The sequence below is a fragment of the Streptomyces sp. NPDC029216 genome (genome assembly GCF_040648015.1).
Lineage (GTDB): Bacteria > Actinomycetota > Actinomycetes > Streptomycetales > Streptomycetaceae > Streptomyces.
This window is the reverse complement of sequence record NZ_JBEZWL010000048.1, coordinates 22138-43412: the sequence shown is the minus strand read 5'-3', so window position 1 is coordinate 43412 and position 21275 is coordinate 22138. Positions and strand designations below refer to the sequence as shown.

The following is a 21275-nucleotide window of genomic DNA, read 5'->3' as shown; positions in this document are numbered from 1 at the left end:
CCGGGCTCCGGGGGCTGTCCGCCCCCCTCGCCCCGGCTTCGGGTTTCGTTCCCGCCGCCGTTCCGGTGATCACCATCCTGCTCGGTCCGGAAGCCCCGGAGAAGGTTTCCGGCCTGGCACCAAGGGGCCCGTCAGCTTGGTGCCAGGGGTGCGCCGGGCGGCCGTCCGGTCAGGAATAGCGTTCGCGCAGGCGGTACTTGAGGACCTTGCGCAGGGCGTCGTTACGGGGGAGGGCGTCGACCAGTTCCAGCTGTTCGGGCAGCTTGTACGGGGACAGGCCCTGGGCGCGGAGGTAGGCGGTGACCTGGGGGAGGGTCAGCGGGGCCGCGCCCGCCGGCTGCTCGACCACGGCGCAGACGCGTTCGCCGCGCTCCTCGTCGGGGAGGCCGATGACGGCCACGTCGCCGACGCCGGGGAGCTGGTGGAGGAGGTCCTCGATCTCCTTCGCCGAGATGTTCTCGCCCTTGCGGATGATCACGTCCTTGCTGCGTCCGGTGAGGACCAGGTGGCCGGAGGGGGTGAGGTGGCCGAGGTCGCCGGTGATCAGGTAGCCGTCGGCGTCGAAGACCTCGGGGGTGTCCTTGCGGTTCAGGTAGCCCTGGCAGACCGCCTCGCCGCGCAGCCGGACCTCGCCGTCGGTGCCGGCGGGCAGGGGGGTGCCGTCGGAGGTGGTGATGCGGATGGACATGCCCTCCGGGGGGCGGCCCTCGGTGGTGGCGAGGTTCTCCGGGGTGTCGTCCGGGGAGCCCATGGTGATCATCGGGACCTCGGTCATGCCGTACCCGTGGGTGAGCTGGCAGCCGAGCTCGCGCACCACCGCGTGGTAGATCTCCGGGGGCTTGGGGGCGCCGCCGCCCGCCAGCAGGCGCAGGCTCGGGATGAGCTTCACCGCCGGTTCCTTGCGCTGCTCGGCCAGGAACATGGAGTAGAAGGCGGTGGAGCCGCCGGCGATGGTGACCCCGTGGCGGCGGTAGCCGTCCAGCGCGTCCGGCATCGCGAACTTCTCGAAGAGCACCGCCGGGAACCCGTACAGCAGCAGCATCACCGTGTAGTCGGGCCCGGCTATGTGCGCGTACGGGAAGGCCATCGAGCCGACGTCGGACGGGGTCAGGCGCAGGGCGTGGGCCAGGCAGGAGCCGCCCGCGATCAGGGAGCGGTCGGTGTGCAGGACGCCCTTGGGGTCGGAGGTGGTGCCGGAGGTCCAGTAGATCCAGCGCACGGAGGTGCCGTCGGCGGGCGGCGGGGGCAGGACCGCCGGGTCGCCGTCGGGGAGGTCCGCGTACGCCTCGAAGACCCCTCGGGCGCCGAGGCGGGCGGCCATCGCGGTGTGGTCGAAGCCGCGCCAGGTACCGGGGACGGCGAAGAACTCCGCCCGCGACTCGCGCAGGGCGAACCCGGTCTCGCGGTCGCGGTAGAAGGGGATCACGGGGGACTGGACGGCGCCGAGGCGGGCGAGGGCGGCCGACAGCAGGACGGTCTCGATGCGGGTCGGCAGCTGCCAGGCGACGACCGTGCCGGGGCGTACGCCCATGCGGTACAGGCCCGCGGCGACGCGTTCGGCGCGGTCGCGCAGGGCGGCGAAGGTGAGGGTGCGGTCGGCGGCGGGGTCCTCGGCGGCCTCGATGAGGACTGGGGCGGCGGGGGTCAGGGCGGCCCGGCGGGCGATCAGCTCCCACAGGGTGCGGGAGCGGCCGAGTTCCGTGGCGGCGGCCGTGACGCCGTCTGCTGCGGCCGTTTCGGTCTCCGCCGTCGCCGTCGCCGTCGCCGTCGCCGTCTCCGTGGTCGTCATTGCGGACCTCCCCTGGGCGTGCCGGCCGGAAACGCCAGCTGACGGTTAGTCAGATCAAGGGCAGAGCGTAGGGCTCAGCCGCTTGTCGGTCCAGGGGTGGCGGGTCTAGCTTGTTTCTGACGATGCATCAGATCAGGGAGAAGGAGCGCGAGCAGATGGCACTGGAACTGCCTCGGATCATCAGCGTCGACGACCACGTGATCGAGCCCGCCCACCTCTTCGACGTATGGCTGCCCGCGAAGTACCGCGACCGCGGCCCCAAGCCCCTCACCGCCGGCATCGGCGAGCTGGAGTACACCGGCGGCAAGTACGTGATCTCCATGGACCCCGACGGCCCGCCGACCGACTGGTGGATCTACGAGGACCTCAAGTTCCCGTACAAGCGCAACATCGCCGCCGTCGGCTTCGACCGCGACGACATGACCCTGGAGGGCATCACCCGCGAGGAGATGCGCCGCGGCTGCTGGGACCCCAAGGCGAGGCTCCTCGACATGGACCTCAACCACGTCGAGGCCTCCCTCTGCTTCCCCACCTTCCCCCGCTTCTGCGGGCAGACCTTCGCCGAGGCCCGTGACAAGGAGGTCGCCCTCGCCTGCGTGCGCGCCTACAACGACTGGATGGTCGAGGAGTGGTGCGGCGACAGCGGCGGCCGGCTGATCCCGCTGTGCATCATCCCGCTGTGGGACATCGACCTCGCCGTCGCCGAGATCCGCCGCAACGCCGCCCGCGGGGTGCGCGCCGTGACCTTCTCCGAGATCCCCACCCACCTGGGGCTGCCGTCCATCCACTCCGGCTACTGGGACCCCTTCTTCGCCGTCTGCCAGGAGACCGGCACGGTCGTGAACATGCACATCGGGTCCTCGTCCCAGATGCCCGCCGCCTCCCCCGACGCCCCGCCCGCCGTCCAGGCCTCGCTGAGCTTCAACAACGCCATGGCCTCGATGATGGACTTCCTCTTCAGCGGGGTCCTGGTGAAGTTCCCGCAGCTCACGCTCGCCTACAGCGAGGGCCAGATGGGCTGGATCCCGTACGCCCTGGAGCGCGCCGACGACGTCTGGCAGGAGCACCGCGCCTGGGGCGGGGTCCGCGACCTGATCCCCGAGCCGCCGTCCACGTACTACTACCGGCAGATCTACTGCTGCTTCTTCCGCGACAAGCACGGCATCGCCTCGCTGGACGTCGTCGGCCGCGACAACGCCACCTTCGAGACCGACTACCCGCACGTCGACTCGACCTTCCCGCACACCAAGGAGGTCGCCCTCGACCACGTGAAGGGCCTGGACGACGAGACCGTCCACAAGCTGATGCGCGGCAACGCCATCCGCATGCTCGGCCTGGACCTGGTCTGAGATGGACCTCGCCCACACCGAGGAGGAGCAGGAGTTCCGGGCCCGGCTGCGCGCCTGGCTCGGCAAGGTGCTGCCCGAGCTGCCCGCCAGGCCCTCGCCGGACGACTGGCCGGGCCGGCGCGCCTACGACCTGGGCTGGCAGCGCCGGCTGTACGACGCCGGGTACGCGGGCCTGCACTGGCCCGTCGACGCCGGCGGACGCGGGGCCACCCCGACCCAGCACCTGATCTTCCTGGAGGAGACCGAGCGGGCCGGCGCCCCGTACGTCGGCGCGAACTTCGTCGGGCTGCTGCACGCCGGCCCCACCATCGCCGCCGAGGGCACCGCCGAGCAGCGGGCGCGCTGGCTGCCGCCGGTGCTGCGCGGGGAGGAGGTGTGGTGCCAGGGGTTCAGCGAGCCGGGCGCCGGCTCCGACCTGGCGGCGCTGCGGACGAAGGCGGTCCGCGACGGGGACGCGTACGTGGTCACCGGCTCCAAGATCTGGACGTCGCACGCCGAAGTCGCCGACTGGTGTGAGCTGCTCGTACGCACCGACCCCGCCGCGCCCAGGCACCGCGGGATCTCCTGGCTGGCCCTGCCCATGGACGCGCCCGGCGTCACGGTCCGGCCGCTGCGCACCCTGGCGGGCTCGGCCGAGTTCACGGAGGTCTTCCTGGACGAGGTCCGGGTACCGGTGGCCAACCGGGTCGGCGCCGAGAACGACGGCTGGCGCGTCACGATGGTGACCCTGTCCTTCGAGCGCGGCACCGCCTTCGTCGGCGAGGTCGTCGCCTGCCGGCGGACGCTGGGAGCGCTCGCGCGGGCCGCCAGGGCGAACGGGCGCTGGGACGACCCCGTACTGCGGCGGCGGCTGGGCCGGCTGTACGGGGAGTTCGGGGCGCTGTGGCGGCTCACGCAGTGGAACGTCAGCGAGGCGCAGGGCTCGGGCGGGGTCCCCGGCACCGGGGGCAGCGTCTTCAAGCTGGCGTACTCGCACGCGCGGCAGGAGCTGTACGACGCGGCGGCGGAGGTGCTGGGGGCCGGGTCCCTGTCCCTGGAGGAGGAGTGGACGCTGGAGCGGCTCTCCTCGCTCTCGTACACGATCGCGGCCGGTACCTCGCAGATCCAGCGGAACATCGTCGCCGAGCGGATCCTCGGCCTGCCGAAGGGGCGGTGAGCGGTCGTGGACTTCCGGCTGACGGAGGACCAGCGGGACCTGCGGGCGGGCGTCCGCGACCTGCTCGCGGGGCGGTACGGGCGCGAGGCGCTGCGGGAGTCCGTGTCCTCGGGGGTGGCGGTGGACCGGGCGCTGTGGCGGGAGCTGGGCGAGGCGGGCTTCTTCTCCCTGCGGCTACCGGAGTCCGAGGGCGGGGTGGGCCTGGGCCTGCCGGAGGCCGTGCTCGTCTTCGAGGAGGCCGGGCGGGCGCTGCTGCCGGGGCCGCTGGTGGCGACGCACCTGGCGGCCGGGGTGGTCCCGGGGGCGGCTTCGGGCTCGGCGGTGGTGACGGCCTTCGACCTGGGCGGGCCGCTGGTGGCGCACCTGGGCGAGGCCGACGCGGTCCTGGGGGCGGAGGGGCTGCCGGCCGGCGAGCCGGTGCGCTCGGTGGACCCGCTGACGCCGCTGTGGCGCGCGTCCGGCGACGGGGCCGCGCTCCCCGCCGGGTTCCGTGAGGCGGGGGCGCTGCTGACGGCGGCGCTCCAGCTGGGCAGCGCGCTGCGGACGGTGGAGCTGGCGGTGCGGTACGCGGGGGAGCGCGAGCAGTTCGGGCAGCCGATCGGGGGCTTCCAGGCGGTCAAGCACCTGTGCGCGGGGATGCTGGTGCGCGCCGAGGTGGCCCGTACGGCGGTCTATGCGGCGGCGGTGACGGGGGACACGGCCGAGATCGCCGCGGCGAAGCTCCTCGCGGACGGGGCGGCGGTGCGCGGTGCCCGGGACTGCCTCCAGGTCCACGGCGGGATGGGCTTCACGTGGGAGGCGGACGTGCACCTGCACCTGAAGCGTGCGTGGGTGCGGGCGGAGCAGTGGCGCACGGCGCCGGAGGCGGAGGAACTCCTGGCGTCCTGCCTGGAAGCGGAGGCGGAGGCCGAGGCGAGTCCGCTGTAGGGCCGTCGCCGGCTGTTACGCAGGGGCACGGGAGGGACGGCGCGGGACTCATGTCCGATTACAGAGAGTTGATATCGGTTTGTGTCCTTGGCCCGCCCCGATGCGGCCCGGAGGCGGGGGCGTGCCACGGTACGCTCCCACGATGCGAGTGGTTGAGCGACGGGAGCGTCGCACAGTATGCACCACGCCTACTCCTTCGCGCTGGAATATGCCCGAAGCGCTTGTTGTGGTGACTGTATGTCAACCATGCTGCTCGGCACGGGGATCACGCCCGGTGATCCCATCCTGTCGCGAGGCGAAGTGTCCGCCGGTTCGGATGGTGTGAGCGGTGCAGGTGCTTCAGGTACAGCTGGAGGTAGGACCGGACCCCGCCGAGGTCGGCCGGGCGCGCCGATGGGCGCGGTCCCGGCTGGCGGGGTCGGGCATAGGGGACGACGAACCGCTCGCGGAGACGCTGATCCTGCTGATCTCCGAGCTCGTCACGAACGCGGTCGTGCACACGGGCTGCCCGGCCGTCCTGCGGATGCTCCTCGGGGGCCCCGGCGTACGGGTGGAGGTCGCCGACGCGAGCGACCGCGCCCCGGCGCGGCGGCGGGCCGCCGGGGACGACACGGGCGGGCGCGGGCTGGAGCTGGTGGACGGGCTCGCCGACCGGTGGGGCTGGCAGCGCGAGGGCGCGGGCAAGCGCATCTGGTGCGAGATCGACCGCGCGGTGAAGGAACCTGCGTCGGCTCCGCCGGCGCCGCTGAAAAAAGTCGTACTGAAACGGGAACCGCGCGTGTACCTCTAACGAGGTGTTGACGGTTCGTCACCTGTTGATCACCCTGGTGGTGAGCGATTCGTCGCGAGGGGACGCCAAGGGTCCTGTGCCTTGACGAGTGCGGGTCGTGGGGTGGCGGCTGCCGTGCCGCGCTCGGGGCGTGCACGACCGCACGCCGCCACCCGCAGGTCCCTCCGTAATGGGGCGTCGGTTCAGTTCTGGCGGTGCGGTGTGATGACCCGTACGTCGGCGCCGCGGGTGCGGAGCCAGGATTCCAGGGTGGGGCCGGTCAGGGGGCGGGTGCCGGTTTCGGTGGTCAGGGTGGCGGGGCCGAAGAGGGTGCCGGTCAGGCCCGTGACCGTGGTGGTGTCGTCCAGGGTGACCCGGAAGGAGTTCTCCCGGAGCGTCGCGCCGGTGAGGTCGGCGCCGCGCAGGTCGGTCTTCATGAGGGTCGCGCCCAGGATGCGGGCGCCGCGCAGGCGGGCGCCGCGGGCGTCCACCCCGTAGAGGTCCGCGCGGGCGAGGTCGGCCCCGTCGAGGACCGCGCCGCGCAGTACGGCTCCGTCGAGGTGGGCCCGTACGAAGCAGGCGCCGGTGGCGTCGGCGCCGGTGAGGTCGGCGCCCTGGAGGTGGGAGCGGTAGAACTCCGTGCCGGTGAGGTTGGCGCGGGCCAGGCCGGTGCCGCAGAAGAGGGAGCAGGAGAAGTCGGCTCCGGTCAGGTCGGCGCCGCTCAGGTCGAAGTGGCTCATGTCGGTCCCGCCGGGCTTGCCCTCGGCTCCGTCCTCGACCCATTTCCACAGCCAGTGCGCCGCGTCGGGGTCGACGGGCAGCAGGACCCGCCAGGGCAGGACGGCCGGGCGGCGGTGCCGGTACCAGGCGGTCGCCGACGGGTCGGCGCCCAGTTCCTCACCCGAGTCGTCGACCGTCAGCTCACGGAAGCGGGCGTCGAGGGTGGCGACGGCGGCGCGTACCGGCTCCGGCAGGCCGGGGAGCGCCTCCTCGATCCGGTCCCGGCCCGCGAGGTCCTCGCGGTACATGCCGGCCCCGTACCAGCGTGCGGGCGGCCACCCGGCGGCCATCCGCGCGACCAGCGCCTCCCAGGGCCACAGGAGCGCCCGGTGCTCCCCGAGCCCGTCCGCGAGGGGCGTCGGCGGCGCCAGGCCCCGTACCGCGTCGGGCAGCCCCTCCACCTCGGCCTCGGGGAAGGCGGCGAGCCCGGCCTGGGTGGCGTACACGCGGAACCACGGCTGGTCCTTCGCGATGTCCAGGTCCTCCACGGCCGCGAAGGTGGACCGGCCCTGCGGAAGGAGGACCTTCCGGATCCACGGCACGGTCCCCCACTCGACCAGCACCGGCGTCCCCAACTCCCCGGCCAGGACGGCGGCGAGCTCCTCGGGGGCGGGTGGCCCGGTGACCTGCGGGGTGGCGTACACGTTCAGCATGCCGCGCAGGTCACCGGCGCGCAGCGCCTCGTACTCGCAGGTGACGAGGGCCGTGTCCCAGTTCCGCCCGTCGACCACCCCGTCGGGGGCCACGTCGACCCGTGCCCCGGGCACCCCGAACCCCCGCGCGAGGGCCCCGGCCAGGCGGTCCCGATCGGGCCGGGCGGCCGTGAGGAACCCGTACCCCGTGCCGTTCATCGCTTCTTCACTGTCATCCGCCCAGGGTGTCAGCCGCGGGGCGCGGGCCCGTACCGGTTTTCGATGCCCGCGACGAGGAGGGCGAGGCCTTCCTCGAAGCCCTGGTCGTAGTCCTGGAAGAGGTCCGCGCCCGCCTCGGCGGCCAGGGGGTAGTCGGCGAGGCGTTCGGCGCGTTCCGTGACGTCGAAGCCCTCGCGGCGCTCGCCCGGGAGGGGCTGGACGCCCTGTTCCTCCGTGACGAAGCCGAGGGTGAAGAAGTAGGCCGTGGTGGTGGCGCGGACGGCCTGGGGGAGGGTGAACCCGGCTTCGGTGAGGGCGCGGAGGTTCGCCTCCATCTCGACGGCGTGCTCGGTGCCGGTGAAGCGGGACCCGCTGAAGACCTTCGCGCCGTCGCGGTAGCGGAGCAGGGCGGTGCGCAGGCCGCGGTTGGCCGTCAGGACGCGGTCCTGCCAGGAGAGGCCGGGGTCGAGGGGGGAGTCCGCCGTCATGCGGCGGTACATCTCCGTGGCCATCTCGTCGAGGAGCTCCTGTTTGTTCTTGAAGTGCCAGTAGAGGGCGGGCGCCTGGACGTCGAGCTCCTTGGCGATCGCGCGCAGGCTGAGGCCGTCGAGGCCGACCTCGTTGAGGAGGCGCAGGGAGGTGTCGACGGCCTGCTTCTTGTCGAGCTTCGGGGGTTTGCGAGTAGCCACGCTTGACAGTTTAACAGCGTTAAGGGCACTCTTCAGGGGTCGGAACTTAACGCTGTTAAGGAGGCTTCTCGTGGGTGTGGACGTAGACGTGGACGTGGACGTGGACGTGCTGGTCGTCGGGGCCGGGGCCGCCGGGCTCGCGCTCGCCGTCGACCTGGCGCGGCGGGGGACGCGGGCCCTGGTGGTGGAGCGGGCCGACGGGCTGTTCCCCGGCTCGCGCGGCAAGGGGATCCAGCCCCGCACCCTGGAGGTCTTCGACGACCTGGGCGTCCACGACGCCATCCGGGCCGCCGGCGGCCCGTACCCGGTCGGGATGATCTGGCAGGACGGCAAGCGGCTCGGCGAGCACACGATGTGGGACGAGACGGACGTGCAGGAGGGCTCGCCGTACCACGAGCCCTGGATGGTGCCGCAGTGGCGCACCCAGGAGGTCCTCTTCGCACGCCTCACCGAACTCGGCGGGCAGGTCGCCTTCGGCCGGGAGCTGGTCGGGATCGCGCAGGACGCGGAAGGGGTGACGGCCGAGTTCGCCGCCGGCGCGCCCGTACGGGCCCGGTACGCGGTCGCCGCCGACGGCGGCCGGTCGACGGTACGGCGCCTGCTCGGGATCGGGATGACGGGCGAGACGGTCGACCCGAACCCGATCCTGGTGGCCGACGTACGCATCACCGGCCTCGACCGCGACAACTGGCACATCTTCCCGCCCGCCGACGGTGAGGGCTTCCTCGCCGTCTGCCCCCTCGCCGGAACGGAGGACTTCCAGCTCACCGCGCAGATGGAGGACGGCGGCCCGGCGATCGACCTCTCCCTCGCAGGGCTGCGCGCGGTCGTCGCCGCACGCTCGCACCTGGACCCGGCCGATGTCACGGAGGTGCGCTGGGCCTCCGAGTTCCGGCCCCGGGCGGCGATGGCCGACCGGTTCCGGGAGGGGCGGATCTTCCTCATCGGCGATGCCGCGCACGTCCACTCGCCGGCGGGCGGGCAGGGCCTCAACACGAGCGTGCAGGACGCGTACAACCTCGGCTGGAAGCTGGCGGCGGTGCTGAGCGGGGCGGCGCGGGAGGCGCTGCTCGGCTCGTACGAGGAGGAGCGGCTGCCCGTCGCCGCCGAGATGCTCGGCCTGTCCACCCGGATCCACCGCGGGGAGGCCCGGCGCGGCGCGGCCACGCAGCAGCTGGGGCTGGGCTACCGCGGCTCGTCCCTGGCGGTGGAGACCCGTACGGGCCTGGACGCCACCGCCCTGCGGGCCGGCGACCGCGCCCCGGACGGGAACCGGGGCGGCGTGCGCCTCTTCGACGCCTTCCGGGGGCCGCAGTGGACCCTGCTGTCGGTGGGCGGGGCCCCGGTGCCGGAGCTGCCGGGGGTACGGGTGGTGCGGGTGCCGTCGTACGAGGCGTACGGGGACGGGGTGTTCCTCGTACGCCCGGACGGCTACGTGGGGTGGGCGGGCGGCACGGGTGAGGGCGCGGCGGCGTACGCGGCCCGGGTGGGGGCCGGGGGGTGATCAGACCTCGAACTCGCCTACCCAGGAGCGCTTGAGCAGGTGTTCGGGGAGGTACGGGGATTCGACCTCGACCGGGATGCCGCCGTCGTAGGCGAGGCAGGCGATGGCGAGGATGCCGAACGGCACCAGGCCGTCGATGTCCTCGGCCCGCTCGGGCGTGGCCGTCCAGTAGCGCTTGTGGAGTTCCAGCGCCTCCAACAGTGCAGTGTGGAAGCCTTCTTCGTCCTTCTGGAGGAACTTGTAGAAGAGGTTGATCGGCGGGTACGCCACCTGCTGGATGTAGTCCCGACCCGCGATGACGGCCACGTCGGGGTGTGACCGCTGGAAGGTCTCGGTCAGCTCCTCCACGAGCTCCGGGCGCTTGAGCCAGTACGCCTGGAGGGCCGCCACCCAGTGGTAGAGGTAGTCGTCGTGGTCGGCGCGGGAGGCGCGCAGGACGTCGAGCGGGAGCTCGCACAGTGCGGTCATCTTCGGCTGGTCGCGGGTGATGATCGCGTACCAGAACGCCTCGATCCACGTCTGCGCGTGCGCGTAAGGCATCGGCCCCGTCGCGGGCAGTGTGTGCACCTCATGGAGGATTCGCAGGCTGACCGTTCCATCGGTCATGCCCGCCGTACGGAAAACCGCCGAGCCGAGCTGCGCCGCGGCGACGACCGCTTCCCACGTTTCCAGTTTCCCGCCCCGCGGATCCACCCCGAAGCGCGCGTTCAGGTTGAACTTCGCACCGCCCCAGACAAGGTCGAGGTTGTGCGGCGCCGAATCGAGTTCCTCGAACTCGACGTTCAGCCGCTCGCGGAGCCAGTCGACCCACTCCTGGCGATTGGGGTCAGGCTCCGCATGGCTGGTCACGAACACCTTCCTTCCTTGCCGCGGGGGGTTCGGCCACCCATCGGCTGAGCCACCCGCGACCGCGCCCGGTTCGGCCGGGCCGTTCACGCGCCGAGGTAGTCACGGATTCCCGCCAGCGGGTCGTGACCATGCTCCTCGGCGTACTCACGGCGGCGCGAGTCGGCCTTTTTGGGATTCGCCAGGCAGCAGTAGTCCCAGAAGTCGACCAGCACGCGGAACGCGTCGTCGAGGGTGTATTCACCCTGAACGTGCTCGACGAAGTAGTTCTCCACCCTCACGCCCTCTGGGCTGATGGTGGCGGTGTGCGCGTTTCCGTCCAGGTCCTCCGGCGCGAAGGACGGGTTGGCCTTGGCCTCGGTCACCAGGTCGATGGCCTCCAGGACGGACAGCGGCGAGAGCTGGATGTCGGCCGTCACCCACTGCCCCAGTGTGCTCAGCTCGTCAGGCCCGGAGAAATCCGGCATCCCGAAGGCGTCCTCGGCGTAGTATTTGGTCCGAATCACTGCTGGGTTCTCCTTCTCGCTTACTTCGGCATGAGCGGGTAAATCGTCTTCGCGTCACCGGTGATCGGGTCGAAATAGCCTTCGAACCTGATGCCCTTCCACTCGCCGCGCCACTTATTGCGGACGAGGTCGACCACCCTGCCGTTCTCGAAGGACTTCGTCATGGCACGCCTGACCTGCTTTTCCGTCCAACCCGGGGGGAAGAAGGTCGTCTTGGCCCGCTTCATCACCATCTCCCCGGTGCGCGGATCACGCATCCATACATTGCCCGTGGTCAGTCCTGTCTTGTGATCGATCTCGATTATGCTTGGGACCTTCACCATGTGGGGGTTGAGATCACGGCCATCGGGTCGGAAATGGTAACCGGACACCTTGGGGTTGCCTTTGGGATCGTACTTGAGCTCGCCCTGCAGCACGTGGTCGAAGGTGTGCTCGGGGATACGACCGCCCTTCGGAAGCCGGGGAAGGTCTTCCACCTTCGGCGGATCCTGATGGGGGATGGCCGTGTCCCCGCCGTGGCCCGAACCCGAACCCGTGGTCGGCTGACCCGTGCCGGGGTCGGCGGGGTCATGGGGGTCGCCACCGTGACCGGAAGTGTTGTCCGCGGGGTCGTGCGGGCCAGCGTCGTGACCACTGCCGCCGGACGAGCCGTGACCGCCGTGACCCGCTCCGGAACCGCTGTCAGCGGCGTGCGTGGGCTGGTGGCCCCCACCCCCCGGTCCGGTGTGGCTGTTGTGGGCCGTCTTGTCCGACGCGCCGCCCGGGGTGTGGGTCGCGGTGCCACCTGGCGTGTGCGCTGCATTGTCGGCCGTGCCCGTCACCGAGTGGGTGTTGCCGCCGCCGACGGTGACTTCCTCGCGCTTGGGGACCTCGGCGAGGGGGTGGTCGTTTCCCTTCGGGACCGCGGTGAGGTCCTGTTTCGGGGTGCCGGTGTGGTCGAGGAGCTGGTGGGTGGTCTTGTCGTAGTACTGCGGGCGGCCCAGGGCGTCGTCGGGTAGGCGGAGTGTTTCGGTGGGGTGGGGGAAGGTGACACCAGGGGTGTCGGCCTTGGGGAGGTCCTTCCAGACCACGTCGTCGACCTTGGGGAAGGCGCCGTCGGCCTTGCCGAAGTTGGCGAACAGTTCGCCGATCTTGAGTTTGCTGAAGGCGAGGGATCCGGCCTTGCCGGCGGCCTGGCCGACGTAGGTCATGGGGTCGATGAGGCGTCCCGCCTTGCCGGCCACGCTGATGACCTTGGCCGCCGTGCCTGTCTTGGCGGCGGTGCCGGCGCCGTCGGTGAAGATGGCGGTCAGGACGTTGAAGGTGACCGCGCCGGCGGCGCGGGCGGGGTTCTTGCCCCATTCGTCCCAGGCGACGAGGGCCTTGCCGGTCTCCTTCATCGCGTTGCGCGAGTCGCGCAGCCAGGCCGGCATCGCCTTGTCGTCGGCCATCCAGAACACCACGCCCGTGCCGGGATTGATGCTGAGGGCCAGGCCGGTGCCGAGCTTCGCCAGGCCCGTCCAGGCCTTGCCCGCCGCGTCCGCGCCGTCGACGCCGACGAGGGTGCCCAGGCCGCGGACGGTGCCCACGATGCCGTCGACGACGATGCCGTCCCAGACGAAGGACTTGACCCAGTAGCCGACCTCCCAGGCCCGGTGGGTTTCCTCCAGGTGTGAACCCCAGGGCAGGTCCTGTGCCTTGTTGAGGTCACTGGCCAGGTAGCCGTGCATGTCGTCGGCGTGCGAGCCGTCGTCGGCTCTGAGGGGAGGAGCGCCGTACAGGGCGCGGATCTTGGTTGCGCAGGCGCGTTCGGCCGCCCAGAACGCGCCGGCGGTCGCGTTGACTGCGTCGACCAGGGCGTTGTTTTCGGCGGTCTTCTTTCCGTCGTCCTTCCAGTGCTCGTCGCCGAGGATCTTGTTGGAGAAGGTCGTCGCCTCGGCTTGGAGCTGCTTCAGGCGTGCCACGAGCGGGCGGGCCTCGGTGACGAATTCGCCCAATGCCTTGGCTGCCGACTCCAGTTGGTCGGCGAAGAAGTCGCTGTCCGTCTTCACCGGATGCGTGGTGGCGAACAACTGTGCCGCCTCGGGAGCGGAGTAGAAAGCCGACAGGCCCTGGAACTCGGAGTCGACGTTCGCGCCGGCGTCGCGGAAGGTGCCCGCGGCGGCGGTGATCGCCTTGTGGTTCTGCTCCAGCGCGTCCAGGTCGCCCGTGAACTGCGGGATCGCGCATGGGTTGATCGGTATATGGTCCGTCACTGCTGCCCCGCCCCCCGGGTGTTGATCTACGCGCGAGCCTACCTGTCTACCTGGGCGGATTTCCGAACACAAATGCGAAATGGGCTGGGGGCTGGGGTCGGCCGGAAAGTGGTGGGCGGTGACTGCATCCGGCTCGTGCCGGCAGACTTTCGGCTGTGGGCGGCGATGGCGGACCGGTTCCGGGAGGGGCGGATCTTCCTCATGGGCAATGCCGCGCGTCCATGGACGCGTAGTCGGCGATGCCGTCGTGGATCTGTGTGCGGAGGTCGCCGACCAGCTGCCGGATACGGGTCATCGCCGTGTGGTCGTCGTCGGTCACGGTGAGCCGGTCGTCCTCGTCCGTGCCGCCGCCGGTCGGCCGGCCGCCCGTGGCCGCCGTTGGGGTCACCGGCGCCAGAAGAGGTGGTGCATCACGTCGCCGCTCGGGCTGGGGACCACGTCCCGGTGGAAGCGGTCGAGGAGTTCGTCGGGGGACTCCCAGAGGCGGGAGCCGGAGCCGAGGTTTACCGGGGAGACCGCGACGTGGAGGGTGTCGACCAGGTCGGCGTCGAGGAACTCGCGGATGGTGATCGCCCCGCCGCCCAGGCGGACGTCCTTGCCCTGCGCCGCCTCGCGGGCCCGGGCGAGGACCGTGGCCGGGTCGGCGTCCACGAAGTGGAACGTGGTGTCGGAGAGGGTGAACGAGGGGCGTGGGTGGTGGGTCATCACGAACACCGGGGTGCGGAAGGGAGGCTGCTCGCCCCACCAGCCGCGCCAGTCGTGGTCCTGCCACGGCCCGCGCTGGGGGCCGAACTTGTTGCGGCCCATGATCTCGGCCCCGATGTTGCGCGCCCAGTCCCGCGTGAAGTAGTCGTCCAGCCCGCGGCTCCCGCCCGGCTCGGTGCGCATGGGCCAGCTCGCCGTGGCGCCGGCCCAGGAGAACAGGGCCGCGGGATCGGCGGCGTCGCCGAAGGGGTGCTCCAGGCTCTGGTTCTCGCCGGCGCCGAAGCCGTCCTGGGAAACCATGAAGTTGTGGACTCTGAGGAGCTGCGTCGTCATGTGGTCCTTCTCCGTTTTCGTCGGTGGTAGGGGTGAGACTGCCCGGGCCGGCGAAACTCATCGGTGTCAGTGGGGATCGGCGCGCGGACATGCCGCCTTCGGCGTAACGGGGGCGGCCGGGCGTGCGGGCGGCAGGCCGCGCGGGGGCCCTGCGCCGCCCCTTCCGGCAGGTACGGGAAGACCTGGACACGAAGCCCGGACGGGGCGCCTGAGCCGGGACGGGCCCTCCGTGCGCCAGGATGCTGGGCCGGGGGGCACCGCCAGTCCGTCCATCCGGAGAGCGAGAGCGTCCATGACCGTCAACGCCACCGCCAACGCCGCCTCACCCCTGCTCGACCTGGTCCGGCCGGCCCGGCCGACCCATGTCCTCGACGTCGGCGCCAACCCGATCGACGGGGACCCGCCCTACCGGGCCATGCTGGAGGCGGGCCTGTGCCGGGTGACCGGGTTCGAGCCCCAGCCCGAGGCCCTGGCGGAGCTGCTGCGCCGCAAGGGCCCGTACGAGACCTACCTGCCCGACGCCCTCGGCGACGGAGCCGCGCACACCCTCTACGTCGCCGCCGCCTCCGGGATGACCAGCCTCTTCCGCCCCGACCCGACGCGGCTCGGGCTGTTCAACGGGTTCGAGGAGTGGGGGCGGGTCCTGGAGGAGGTGCCGGTGGAGACGCGGCGGCTGGACGAGGTCGGGGAGGTCGGGCCCTTCGACCTGCTGAAGATCGACATCCAGGGGGCGGAGCTGATGGTCTTCGAGGGCGGACGGCGGAAGCTGGCGCAGGCCGTGGCCGTGCACACGGAGGTGTCCTTCGTCCCCCTGTACGAGGACCAGCCCGTCTTCGGTGACGTGGACCGGGAGCTGCGCGCGCAGGGCTTCGTCCCGCACGCCTTCGCCGCCGTCAAGCGCTGGCCGATCGCGCCCGTCGTCTTCGGCGGCGACTTCCGGCGGGCCCGCCACCAGCTGCTGGAGGCCGACGTCGTGTACGTGCGCGACTTCGGCCGCCCCGAGGCGATGGACGACGAGCAGCTCAGGCAGCTGGCCCTGCTCGCCCACCACGTCTACGACTCCGCCGACCTGGCCCACCACTGCCTGCGGCAGCTGAGCGCGCGGGGCGGGGCGCACCCCGACGCGGCGAACCGGTACCTGGCGGCGCTGGGGTAGGCCCCCATCGGGCCCCGCTCAGGCCCCGCCCGGGCCCCGCTCAGAGGACCGCCACCGGGGCCACCGGGGTGCCGGTGCCGCCGACGAAGGGTTCCGGCATCGCCGAGAGGAGGAAGGAGTACCGGCCGGCTTCCGCACAGGCTGTGGACAGGGCTTCGAGGTTCCAGTTCTGCCCCTGGTGCATGCCCATCTCGACCAGGTCGAGGGCGTGCACCGGCAGCCAGAGGTCGTCGATCTCCGGCGGGAAGATCTCGAAGGTGAGGGTGTCGTTCGCGACGGCCGCCACGTCCCGGGCGTGGAACCACTCCGGGGTGCGGACGGAGAGGCCGGGCGACGGGAAGCCGTAGCCGTGCTTGTCGCCGGCCAGGTAGACCTGGATCTGGCCGGTGCGGACCAGGACGATGTCGCCCGCACGGACCGTGACCCCGCCGAACTCCTCGGCCTGCGCCAGGTCCTCGGGGGTGACCGCGTGGCCGCCCAGGAGGCGGTCCAGGCCCTTGGCGCGGGCCACGTCGAGGAGGACCCCGCGCGAGACGATCGGGCCGGCCTTGTCGATGCCGCTGAACTGGGCGCGGGTGTGCGCGGTGATCGTGGACGCCGGGCGGCCGTTGTAGATGCGGCCCGAGTGGGAGACGTGGGTCAGGGCGTCCCAGTGGGTGGCCGCCTGGAGCCCCATCGTCACGGAGTCGTCGCTGCAGGCCACCGTGCCCGGGCCGAAGAGCTCCTGGTTGATCTGGACCATGGTGTGCAGGGGGTTGACCCGGCCCGGGATCAGGCCGGCCTGCACCCCGTCCTCCTTGAGCGGCAGGGCCAGGGGGACGCGGCGCCCCGTGCGGATCTCCGCGGCCGCCGCCCGGACGACCTCGTCGGTGATCAGGTTCAGGGTGCCGATCTCGTCGTCGGCGCCCCAGCGTCCCCAGTTGTTGACGCGCTTGGCGATGTCGTGGAACTCGGGGGGCATGGTCATGGGCGCCATCCACTCCTTGAACGAACAGGGGCTTGTGGGAAGGGATCTGACTGGTCATAGAATCTAACGGACCGTCAGAAAAAGCGGGAAGGGGCCGGACGTGGGGAACTTCTTGGCAGGCAAGGTCGTGGCCGTCACCGGCGCCGGCCGGGGCATCGGCCGGGCCGTGGCACTCGCCGCCGCCGCCGAGGGCGCCAAGGTCGTCGTCAACGACTACGGCGTCGGGATCGAGGGCAACGAGCCCACCAGCGAGGTGGCGGAAGAGGTGGTGAAGGAGATCCTCACGGCCGGCGGGGAGGCCGTGGCCGTCGCCGACGACATCTCCACCATGGCCGGCGGCCAGCGCATCGTCGACACCGCCCTCGCCCAGTACGGGCGCATCGACGGGGTGGTGTGCGTCGCGGGCATCCTGCGCGAGCGGATGCTCTTCAACATGTCCGAGGAGGAGTGGGACCCCGTCGTCGCCACCCACCTCAAGGGCACGTTCACCGTCTTCCGCGCCGCCTCCGCCGTCATGCGTCGGCAGGGCTCCGGCACGCTCATCGGCTTCACCAGCGGCAACCACCAGGGGTCCGTCGCCCAGGCCAACTACAGCGCCGCCAAGGGCGGGATCATCTCCCTCGTCCGCAGCGCCGCCCTCGGCCTCAACAAGTACGGGGTCACCGCCAACGCCGTCGCCCCCGTCGCCCGCACCCGGATGTCCGCCAACGTGCCCATGGAGCTCAAGGAGATCGGCGAGCCCGAGGACGTCGCCGCCCTCGTGACCTACCTGCTCAGCGACCGCGCCAGGGCCGAGGGCATCACCGGGCAGGTCTACACGATCGCCGGACCGAAGATCGCCGTCTGGGCCCAGCCGCGCGAACTGCGCGCCGGCTACGCCGAAGGGGCCTGGACCCCCGAGAAGATCGCCGACTTCCTCCCGGGCACCGTCGGCACCGACCCGATGCCGATGCTCGCCCAGCTGGAGGCCATGGCCAGGGCGGCCGCCGCCAAGGACCGCCCGAACGCCTGAGGAGCAGGGGGACAGCGTGGACTTCAGCTTCGGCACGGAGGCGGAGGAACTGCGCGCCCGCGCCCGCGCCTGGCTCGCCGAGCACCTCGTCGGCCCGTACGAGGAGGCCATCGGCCTCGGCGGGCCCGGCAGCGAGCACGAGGGCGTCGGCGCCCGGCGCGCCTGGGAGCGCGAGCTCGGCCGCGGCGGCTGGATCGGCACCGGCTGGGACGCCCCGGCCGGCGCCTACGGGCAGCAGCGGCTCACCCTCACCGGACAGGTGGTGTGGGCCGAGGAGTACGCGGCGCTGCGCGCCCCCGGCCGGGTCGGCCACATCGGCGAGAACCTCCTCGCCCCCACCCTCCTCGCCCACGGCACCCCCGAGCAGCAGGCCCGTTTCCTGCCCGGCATCGCCCGCGGCGAGGAACTCTGGTGCCAGGGCTACAGCGAGCCCGACGCCGGATCCGACCTCGCCGGGCTGCGCACCGCGGCCGTACGGGACCCGTCGGACGGGCTGCTGCGCGTCACCGGCCAGAAGATCTGGACCTCCCTGGCCCGCGAGGCCGACTGGTGCTTCGTCCTGGCCCGCACCGAGGCCGGCTCGCGCCGCCACCACGGCCTGTCGTTCCTCCTCGTCCGGATGGACCAGCCGGGGCGGGTGGAGGTCCGCCCGATCCGGCAGATGTCGGGGACGGCCGAGTTCAACGAGGTCTTCTTCGACGGGGCCGTCGCGGAGGAGGCCGTCGGCGGCGAGGGCAACGGCTGGACCGTGGCCATGGGCCTGCTCGCCCTGGAGCGCGGGGTCTCCACCCTCGTCCAGCAGATCGGCTTCGCGGCCGAACTGGAACGGGTGATCCGGGCGTACGCGGCCCCGGGCGCGGACTTCGACCCCGTGCTGCGCGAACGCCTCGTACGGCAGTGGGCCGAGCTGCGCACCATGCGGTGGAACGCCCTGCGCACCCTGGGGGAGGCGGGGGACGCCGGCGCGCCGAGCGTGGCGAAGCTGCTGTGGGGCGGCTGGCACCGGCGGCTCGGGGAGCTCGCGGTGGAGGTGCGGGGCGCGGCGGCCACCGCCGGCCCGGGGCTCTGGGCGCGCGGGGCCCCGTACGAGCTCGGGCTCGCCGAGGAGCAGCGCCTGTTCCTGTTCACCCGGGCCGACACGATCTACGGCGGTTCGGACGAGATCCAGCGGAACATCATCGCCGAGCGGGTGCTCGGCCTTCCTAAGGAGCCCAGATGAGGGGCGTCGTGTTCGACGGCAAGCAGGCCCAGGTGGTCGGGGACCTGGAGATACGGGATCCCGGGCCGGGGGAGGTGCTGGTCGCGATCGGTGCGGCCGGGCTGTGCCACAGCGACCTGTCGGTGATCGACGGGACGATCCCCTTCCCGCCGCCGGTGGTGCTCGGGCACGAGGGCGCGGGGGTGGTCGAGGCGGTGGGGCCGGGAGTGACGCACGTGGCGCCCGGTGACCGCGTGTCCCTGTCGACCCTCGCCAACTGCGGGGCGTGCGCGGACTGCGACCGCGGCCGGCCGACGATGTGCCGCAGGGCGATCGGGATGCCGGACCGGCCGTTCTCTCGGGGCGGGCAGCCGCTGTTCCAGTTCGCGTCGAACTCGGCGTTCGCGGAGCGGACCCTGGTCAAGGCCGTGCAGGCGGTGAAGATCTCCGAGGAGATCCCGATGACCTCGGCCGCGCTGATCGGCTGCGGGGTGCTCACGGGGGTGGGGGCGGTGCTGAACCGGGCGAAGGTGGGGCTCGGGGAGAGCGTCGTGGTGATCGGGACGGGAGGGATCGGCCTCAACGTCATCCAGGGCGCCCGGATCGCGGGGGCGTCGGTCATCGTGGCGGTGGACGCGAACCCGGCGAAGGAGGCGGTGGCGCGGCGGTTCGGCGCGACGCACTTCGTGGACGCGTCGGCGACCGGGTCCCTGGCCGGGACCTCGGCGGCCGTGAAGGAGATCCTGCCGACGGGTGCGGACCACGCCTTCGAGTGCGTGGGCAGCGTGAAACTGATCCGGCAGGCCGTGGACCTGCTGGACCGGCACGGGCAGGCGGTGCTGCTGGGCGTGCCGGGGTTCGCGGAGGAGGCCTCGTTCCAGGTCTCCTCGATGTACCTGGACAAGACGATCATGGGTTGCCGGTACGGGTCCTCGCGCCCCCAGCGCGACATCGCGCTGTACGCCGAGCTGTACCGGCAGGGGAAGCTGCTGCTGGACGAGCTGGTGACGCAGGTCTACCCGGTCGAGGACTTCGCCAAGGCCGTGGACGACGCGCAGCACGGGCGGGTGGCGCGCGGGGTCCTCACGTTCTGAGGGCGGCCCCGGGGTGTGGCGGTGGCCCGGAGCGCTCGGAGCGCGCCGGGCCACCGCGGTGTGCGGAGGGCGGGGGTACGCGTCACTCGGCCAGGCGGCCGAAGCGGCCCTTGTGGAAGAGGAGGGGGTCGCCCTCGCCCTCCGCGCCCATGGCCTCGACCCGGCCGACGACGATGAGGTGGTCCCCGCCGGTGTGGACGGCGTGGATCCGGCAGTCGATCCAGGCGGGGACGTCGTCGAGCTGCGGGGATCCGGTGGCCGGGGCGGGCCGGTGGGAGACCCCGGCGAACTTGTCGGCGCCGCTGACCGCGAAGGCCCGGCAGAGCTCGCCCTGGCCGGAGCCGAGGATGTTGACGCAGAACACCCCGGCGCGGGCGATGCGGGGCCAGGTGGCCGACGTGCGGGCCACCATGAACGTGACCAGGGGCGGGTCGAGGGAGAGCGAGGCGAAGGACTGGCAGGCGAAGCCGGCCGGCCCCTCCTCGCCGTCGGCGGGCGGGGCGGTGATGATCGTGACCCCGCTGGCGAAGTTGCCCAGTACGGCGCGGAACTCGGCGGGGCTGACGGGCGCGCGCTCGTCCGCGCCGACGGCCCGCAGGTCGGGGCGCGGGAGGGCGTCGACGCGCGCGGACTCGGGCTCCCGGGGCGTGGAGGTGGGGGAGCCGACTGACCTGAGGTATCGGACGACGGTGGCCGCCATCCCTGCGTGTCCCATCACCCTCCGATTGAACCTGACGGCTCGTCAGATGAGAAGGGGTCGCGGGGGTGGGTGTAGGGTCCGATGGCGGGTTGAACGCGTTCAAAGAGGGGGTGGGGGGCGATGGGGAGGCTCACGGCGGCCTGGGGCCGGGAGCTCGCTGGGGCGGCGGCCGCGGCGATCGGCCAACTCGCGCTGCTGGTAGCGGGTTCCGTCCTGTTCGCGTTCACCCGGGCCGACTACGACCCGGGGGAGGGAGGGGCGTTCGGGATCGTGGTCGTGCTGGTGGCGGGCCCGGTGGTGCTCCTGCTGCTGGGGCTGCTGCACGCGGCCCTGTTCGCCCTGCCGGTCTCGGTGGCGGCCCGCGCCCTGGGCCGGCGCACCCCCGTGCCGGCCGCCGGGTGGGCGGCAGCCCTGGGGGCGGTCCTCGCGGCGGTGTACGCGGCCGAGGGGTGGCGGCACGGGCTGCCGTACGGGCCGACGTGGGAGTGGGTCGCGGGGCTCGGGGTGCTTCCTGTGGCGGGGGCGCTGTACGCGCGGTGGTGTGAGGTCAGGACGCTGAAGGTGGTGGAGGGGGTGGCGTGGGTGATGGGCACCGGCCTGCTGGTGGTGGTGGCCGCGGGGGTGGGGCTCGTGTCCGGGGGCGGGGCACCGCCGAACGGGTGAATCCGGCGGGCATCGGCGGTCTGTACGTCCTCTGGTGGGTGGGGGGT

At 72.3% G+C, this 21275-nt stretch carries 20 protein-coding genes; 10 read left to right on the top strand and 10 right to left on the bottom strand.

The annotated features are described in order from the left end of the window. Nucleotides 1-169 precede the first annotated feature (169 nt). Entirely contained in the window at nt 170-1789 is a 1620-nt protein-coding gene (locus AB0F18_RS19075; RefSeq protein ID WP_362061907.1) for an AMP-binding protein, read from the bottom strand. 155 nt (nt 1790-1944) lie between these two features. Between AB0F18_RS19075 and AB0F18_RS19070 the strand changes: the two genes are divergently transcribed. From AB0F18_RS19070 to AB0F18_RS19055, 4 genes are all read left to right on the top strand, one after another. Continuing rightward, nucleotides 1945-3138 carry an amidohydrolase family protein gene (locus AB0F18_RS19070; RefSeq protein ID WP_362061936.1) on the top strand — a complete coding sequence of 398 codons (1194 nt, stop codon included), beginning with the start codon at nt 1945-1947 and terminating at the stop codon, nt 3136-3138. Between the two features lies 1 nt (nt 3139). Beyond that, nucleotides 3140-4294 carry an acyl-CoA dehydrogenase family protein gene (locus tag AB0F18_RS19065; RefSeq protein WP_362061905.1) on the top strand — a complete coding sequence of 385 codons (1155 nt, stop codon included), beginning with the start codon at nt 3140-3142 and terminating at the stop codon, nt 4292-4294. A gap of 6 nt (nt 4295-4300) precedes the next feature. Then, complete coding sequence (locus AB0F18_RS19060; RefSeq protein ID WP_362061902.1) at nt 4301-5221, top strand: acyl-CoA dehydrogenase family protein; 921 nt, start codon at nt 4301-4303, stop codon at nt 5219-5221. Nucleotides 5222-5549: 328 nt separating this feature from the next. Further along, nucleotides 5550-6011, top strand: a complete 462-nt coding sequence (locus AB0F18_RS19055; RefSeq protein WP_362061899.1) for an ATP-binding protein — start codon at nt 5550-5552, stop codon at nt 6009-6011. Between the two features lie 182 nt (nt 6012-6193). On the opposite strand, the gene AB0F18_RS19050 is transcribed toward AB0F18_RS19055, so the two are convergent. Both AB0F18_RS19050 and AB0F18_RS19045 read right to left on the bottom strand, forming a co-directional pair. Further along, nucleotides 6194-7621 carry a pentapeptide repeat-containing protein gene (locus AB0F18_RS19050; RefSeq protein WP_362061896.1) on the bottom strand — a complete coding sequence of 476 codons (1428 nt, stop codon included), beginning with the start codon at nt 7619-7621 and terminating at the stop codon, nt 6194-6196. Nucleotides 7622-7650: 29 nt separating this feature from the next. Continuing rightward, on the bottom strand, nt 7651-8310 hold the full coding sequence (locus tag AB0F18_RS19045; RefSeq protein ID WP_362061893.1) for a TetR/AcrR family transcriptional regulator C-terminal domain-containing protein: 660 nt from the start codon (nt 8308-8310) through the stop codon (nt 7651-7653). A 94-nt stretch (nt 8311-8404) separates the two neighbouring features. Between AB0F18_RS19045 and AB0F18_RS19040 the strand changes: the two genes are divergently transcribed. Beyond that, the gene (locus AB0F18_RS19040) at nt 8405-9814 is read left to right on the top strand and encodes an FAD-dependent monooxygenase (protein WP_362061933.1); all 1410 of its coding nucleotides are present in this window, start codon (nt 8405-8407) and stop codon (nt 9812-9814) included. On the opposite strand, the gene AB0F18_RS19035 is transcribed toward AB0F18_RS19040, so the two are convergent. The 5 genes from AB0F18_RS19035 to AB0F18_RS19015 form a co-directional block, all read right to left on the bottom strand. Then, nucleotides 9815-10663, bottom strand: a complete 849-nt coding sequence (locus tag AB0F18_RS19035) for an immunity 49 family protein (protein ID WP_362061890.1) — start codon at nt 10661-10663, stop codon at nt 9815-9817. An 83-nt stretch (nt 10664-10746) separates the two neighbouring features. Continuing rightward, nucleotides 10747-11166 carry a hypothetical protein gene (locus AB0F18_RS19030; protein ID WP_362061887.1) on the bottom strand — a complete coding sequence of 140 codons (420 nt, stop codon included), beginning with the start codon at nt 11164-11166 and terminating at the stop codon, nt 10747-10749. Between the two features lie 20 nt (nt 11167-11186). Beyond that, nucleotides 11187-13400 carry an EndoU domain-containing protein gene (locus AB0F18_RS19025; RefSeq protein ID WP_362061884.1) on the bottom strand — a complete coding sequence of 738 codons (2214 nt, stop codon included), beginning with the start codon at nt 13398-13400 and terminating at the stop codon, nt 11187-11189. A gap of 199 nt (nt 13401-13599) precedes the next feature. After that, nucleotides 13600-13788: a hypothetical protein gene (locus AB0F18_RS19020; protein WP_362061882.1), complete on the bottom strand. Its 189-nt coding sequence runs from the start codon at nt 13786-13788 to the stop codon at nt 13600-13602. Further along, nucleotides 13785-14438 carry a dihydrofolate reductase family protein gene (locus AB0F18_RS19015; RefSeq protein WP_362061879.1) on the bottom strand — a complete coding sequence of 218 codons (654 nt, stop codon included), beginning with the start codon at nt 14436-14438 and terminating at the stop codon, nt 13785-13787. Before AB0F18_RS19015 ends, AB0F18_RS19020 begins: the two co-directional genes overlap by 4 nt. 292 nt (nt 14439-14730) lie before the next feature. Between AB0F18_RS19015 and AB0F18_RS19010 the strand changes: the two genes are divergently transcribed. Next, nucleotides 14731-15594, top strand: coding sequence for an FkbM family methyltransferase (locus AB0F18_RS19010; protein ID WP_362061876.1), 864 nt, complete (start codon nt 14731-14733; stop codon nt 15592-15594). 40 nt (nt 15595-15634) lie between these two features. Here the strand turns inward: AB0F18_RS19010 and AB0F18_RS19005 are convergent, their stop codons facing one another. Continuing rightward, nucleotides 15635-16561 carry a cyclase family protein gene (locus AB0F18_RS19005; RefSeq protein WP_362061873.1) on the bottom strand — a complete coding sequence of 309 codons (927 nt, stop codon included), beginning with the start codon at nt 16559-16561 and terminating at the stop codon, nt 15635-15637. 100 nt (nt 16562-16661) lie between these two features. Between AB0F18_RS19005 and AB0F18_RS19000 the strand changes: the two genes are divergently transcribed. Genes AB0F18_RS19000 through AB0F18_RS18990 form a run of 3 tightly spaced genes read left to right on the top strand, consistent with a single transcriptional unit; the run spans nt 16662 to nt 19865 of the window. Then, complete coding sequence (locus AB0F18_RS19000) at nt 16662-17573, top strand: SDR family oxidoreductase (protein WP_362061870.1); 912 nt, start codon at nt 16662-16664, stop codon at nt 17571-17573. 16 nt (nt 17574-17589) lie between these two features. After that, nucleotides 17590-18792, top strand: coding sequence for an acyl-CoA dehydrogenase family protein (locus tag AB0F18_RS18995; RefSeq protein WP_362061867.1), 1203 nt, complete (start codon nt 17590-17592; stop codon nt 18790-18792). Next, on the top strand, nt 18789-19865 hold the full coding sequence (locus AB0F18_RS18990) for a Zn-dependent alcohol dehydrogenase (RefSeq protein WP_362061864.1): 1077 nt from the start codon (nt 18789-18791) through the stop codon (nt 19863-19865). Before AB0F18_RS18995 ends, AB0F18_RS18990 begins: the two co-directional genes overlap by 4 nt. Before the next feature lie 82 nt (nt 19866-19947). Here the strand turns inward: AB0F18_RS18990 and AB0F18_RS18985 are convergent, their stop codons facing one another. Further along, nucleotides 19948-20565, bottom strand: coding sequence for a flavin reductase family protein (locus AB0F18_RS18985; protein WP_362061930.1), 618 nt, complete (start codon nt 20563-20565; stop codon nt 19948-19950). A 120-nt stretch (nt 20566-20685) separates the two neighbouring features. Between AB0F18_RS18985 and AB0F18_RS18980 the strand changes: the two genes are divergently transcribed. Then, a complete protein-coding gene (locus AB0F18_RS18980; protein WP_362061861.1) occupies nt 20686-21228 on the top strand; it encodes a hypothetical protein in 543 nt (180 codons plus the stop codon). The last annotated feature ends 47 nt before the right edge of the window (nt 21229-21275 follow it).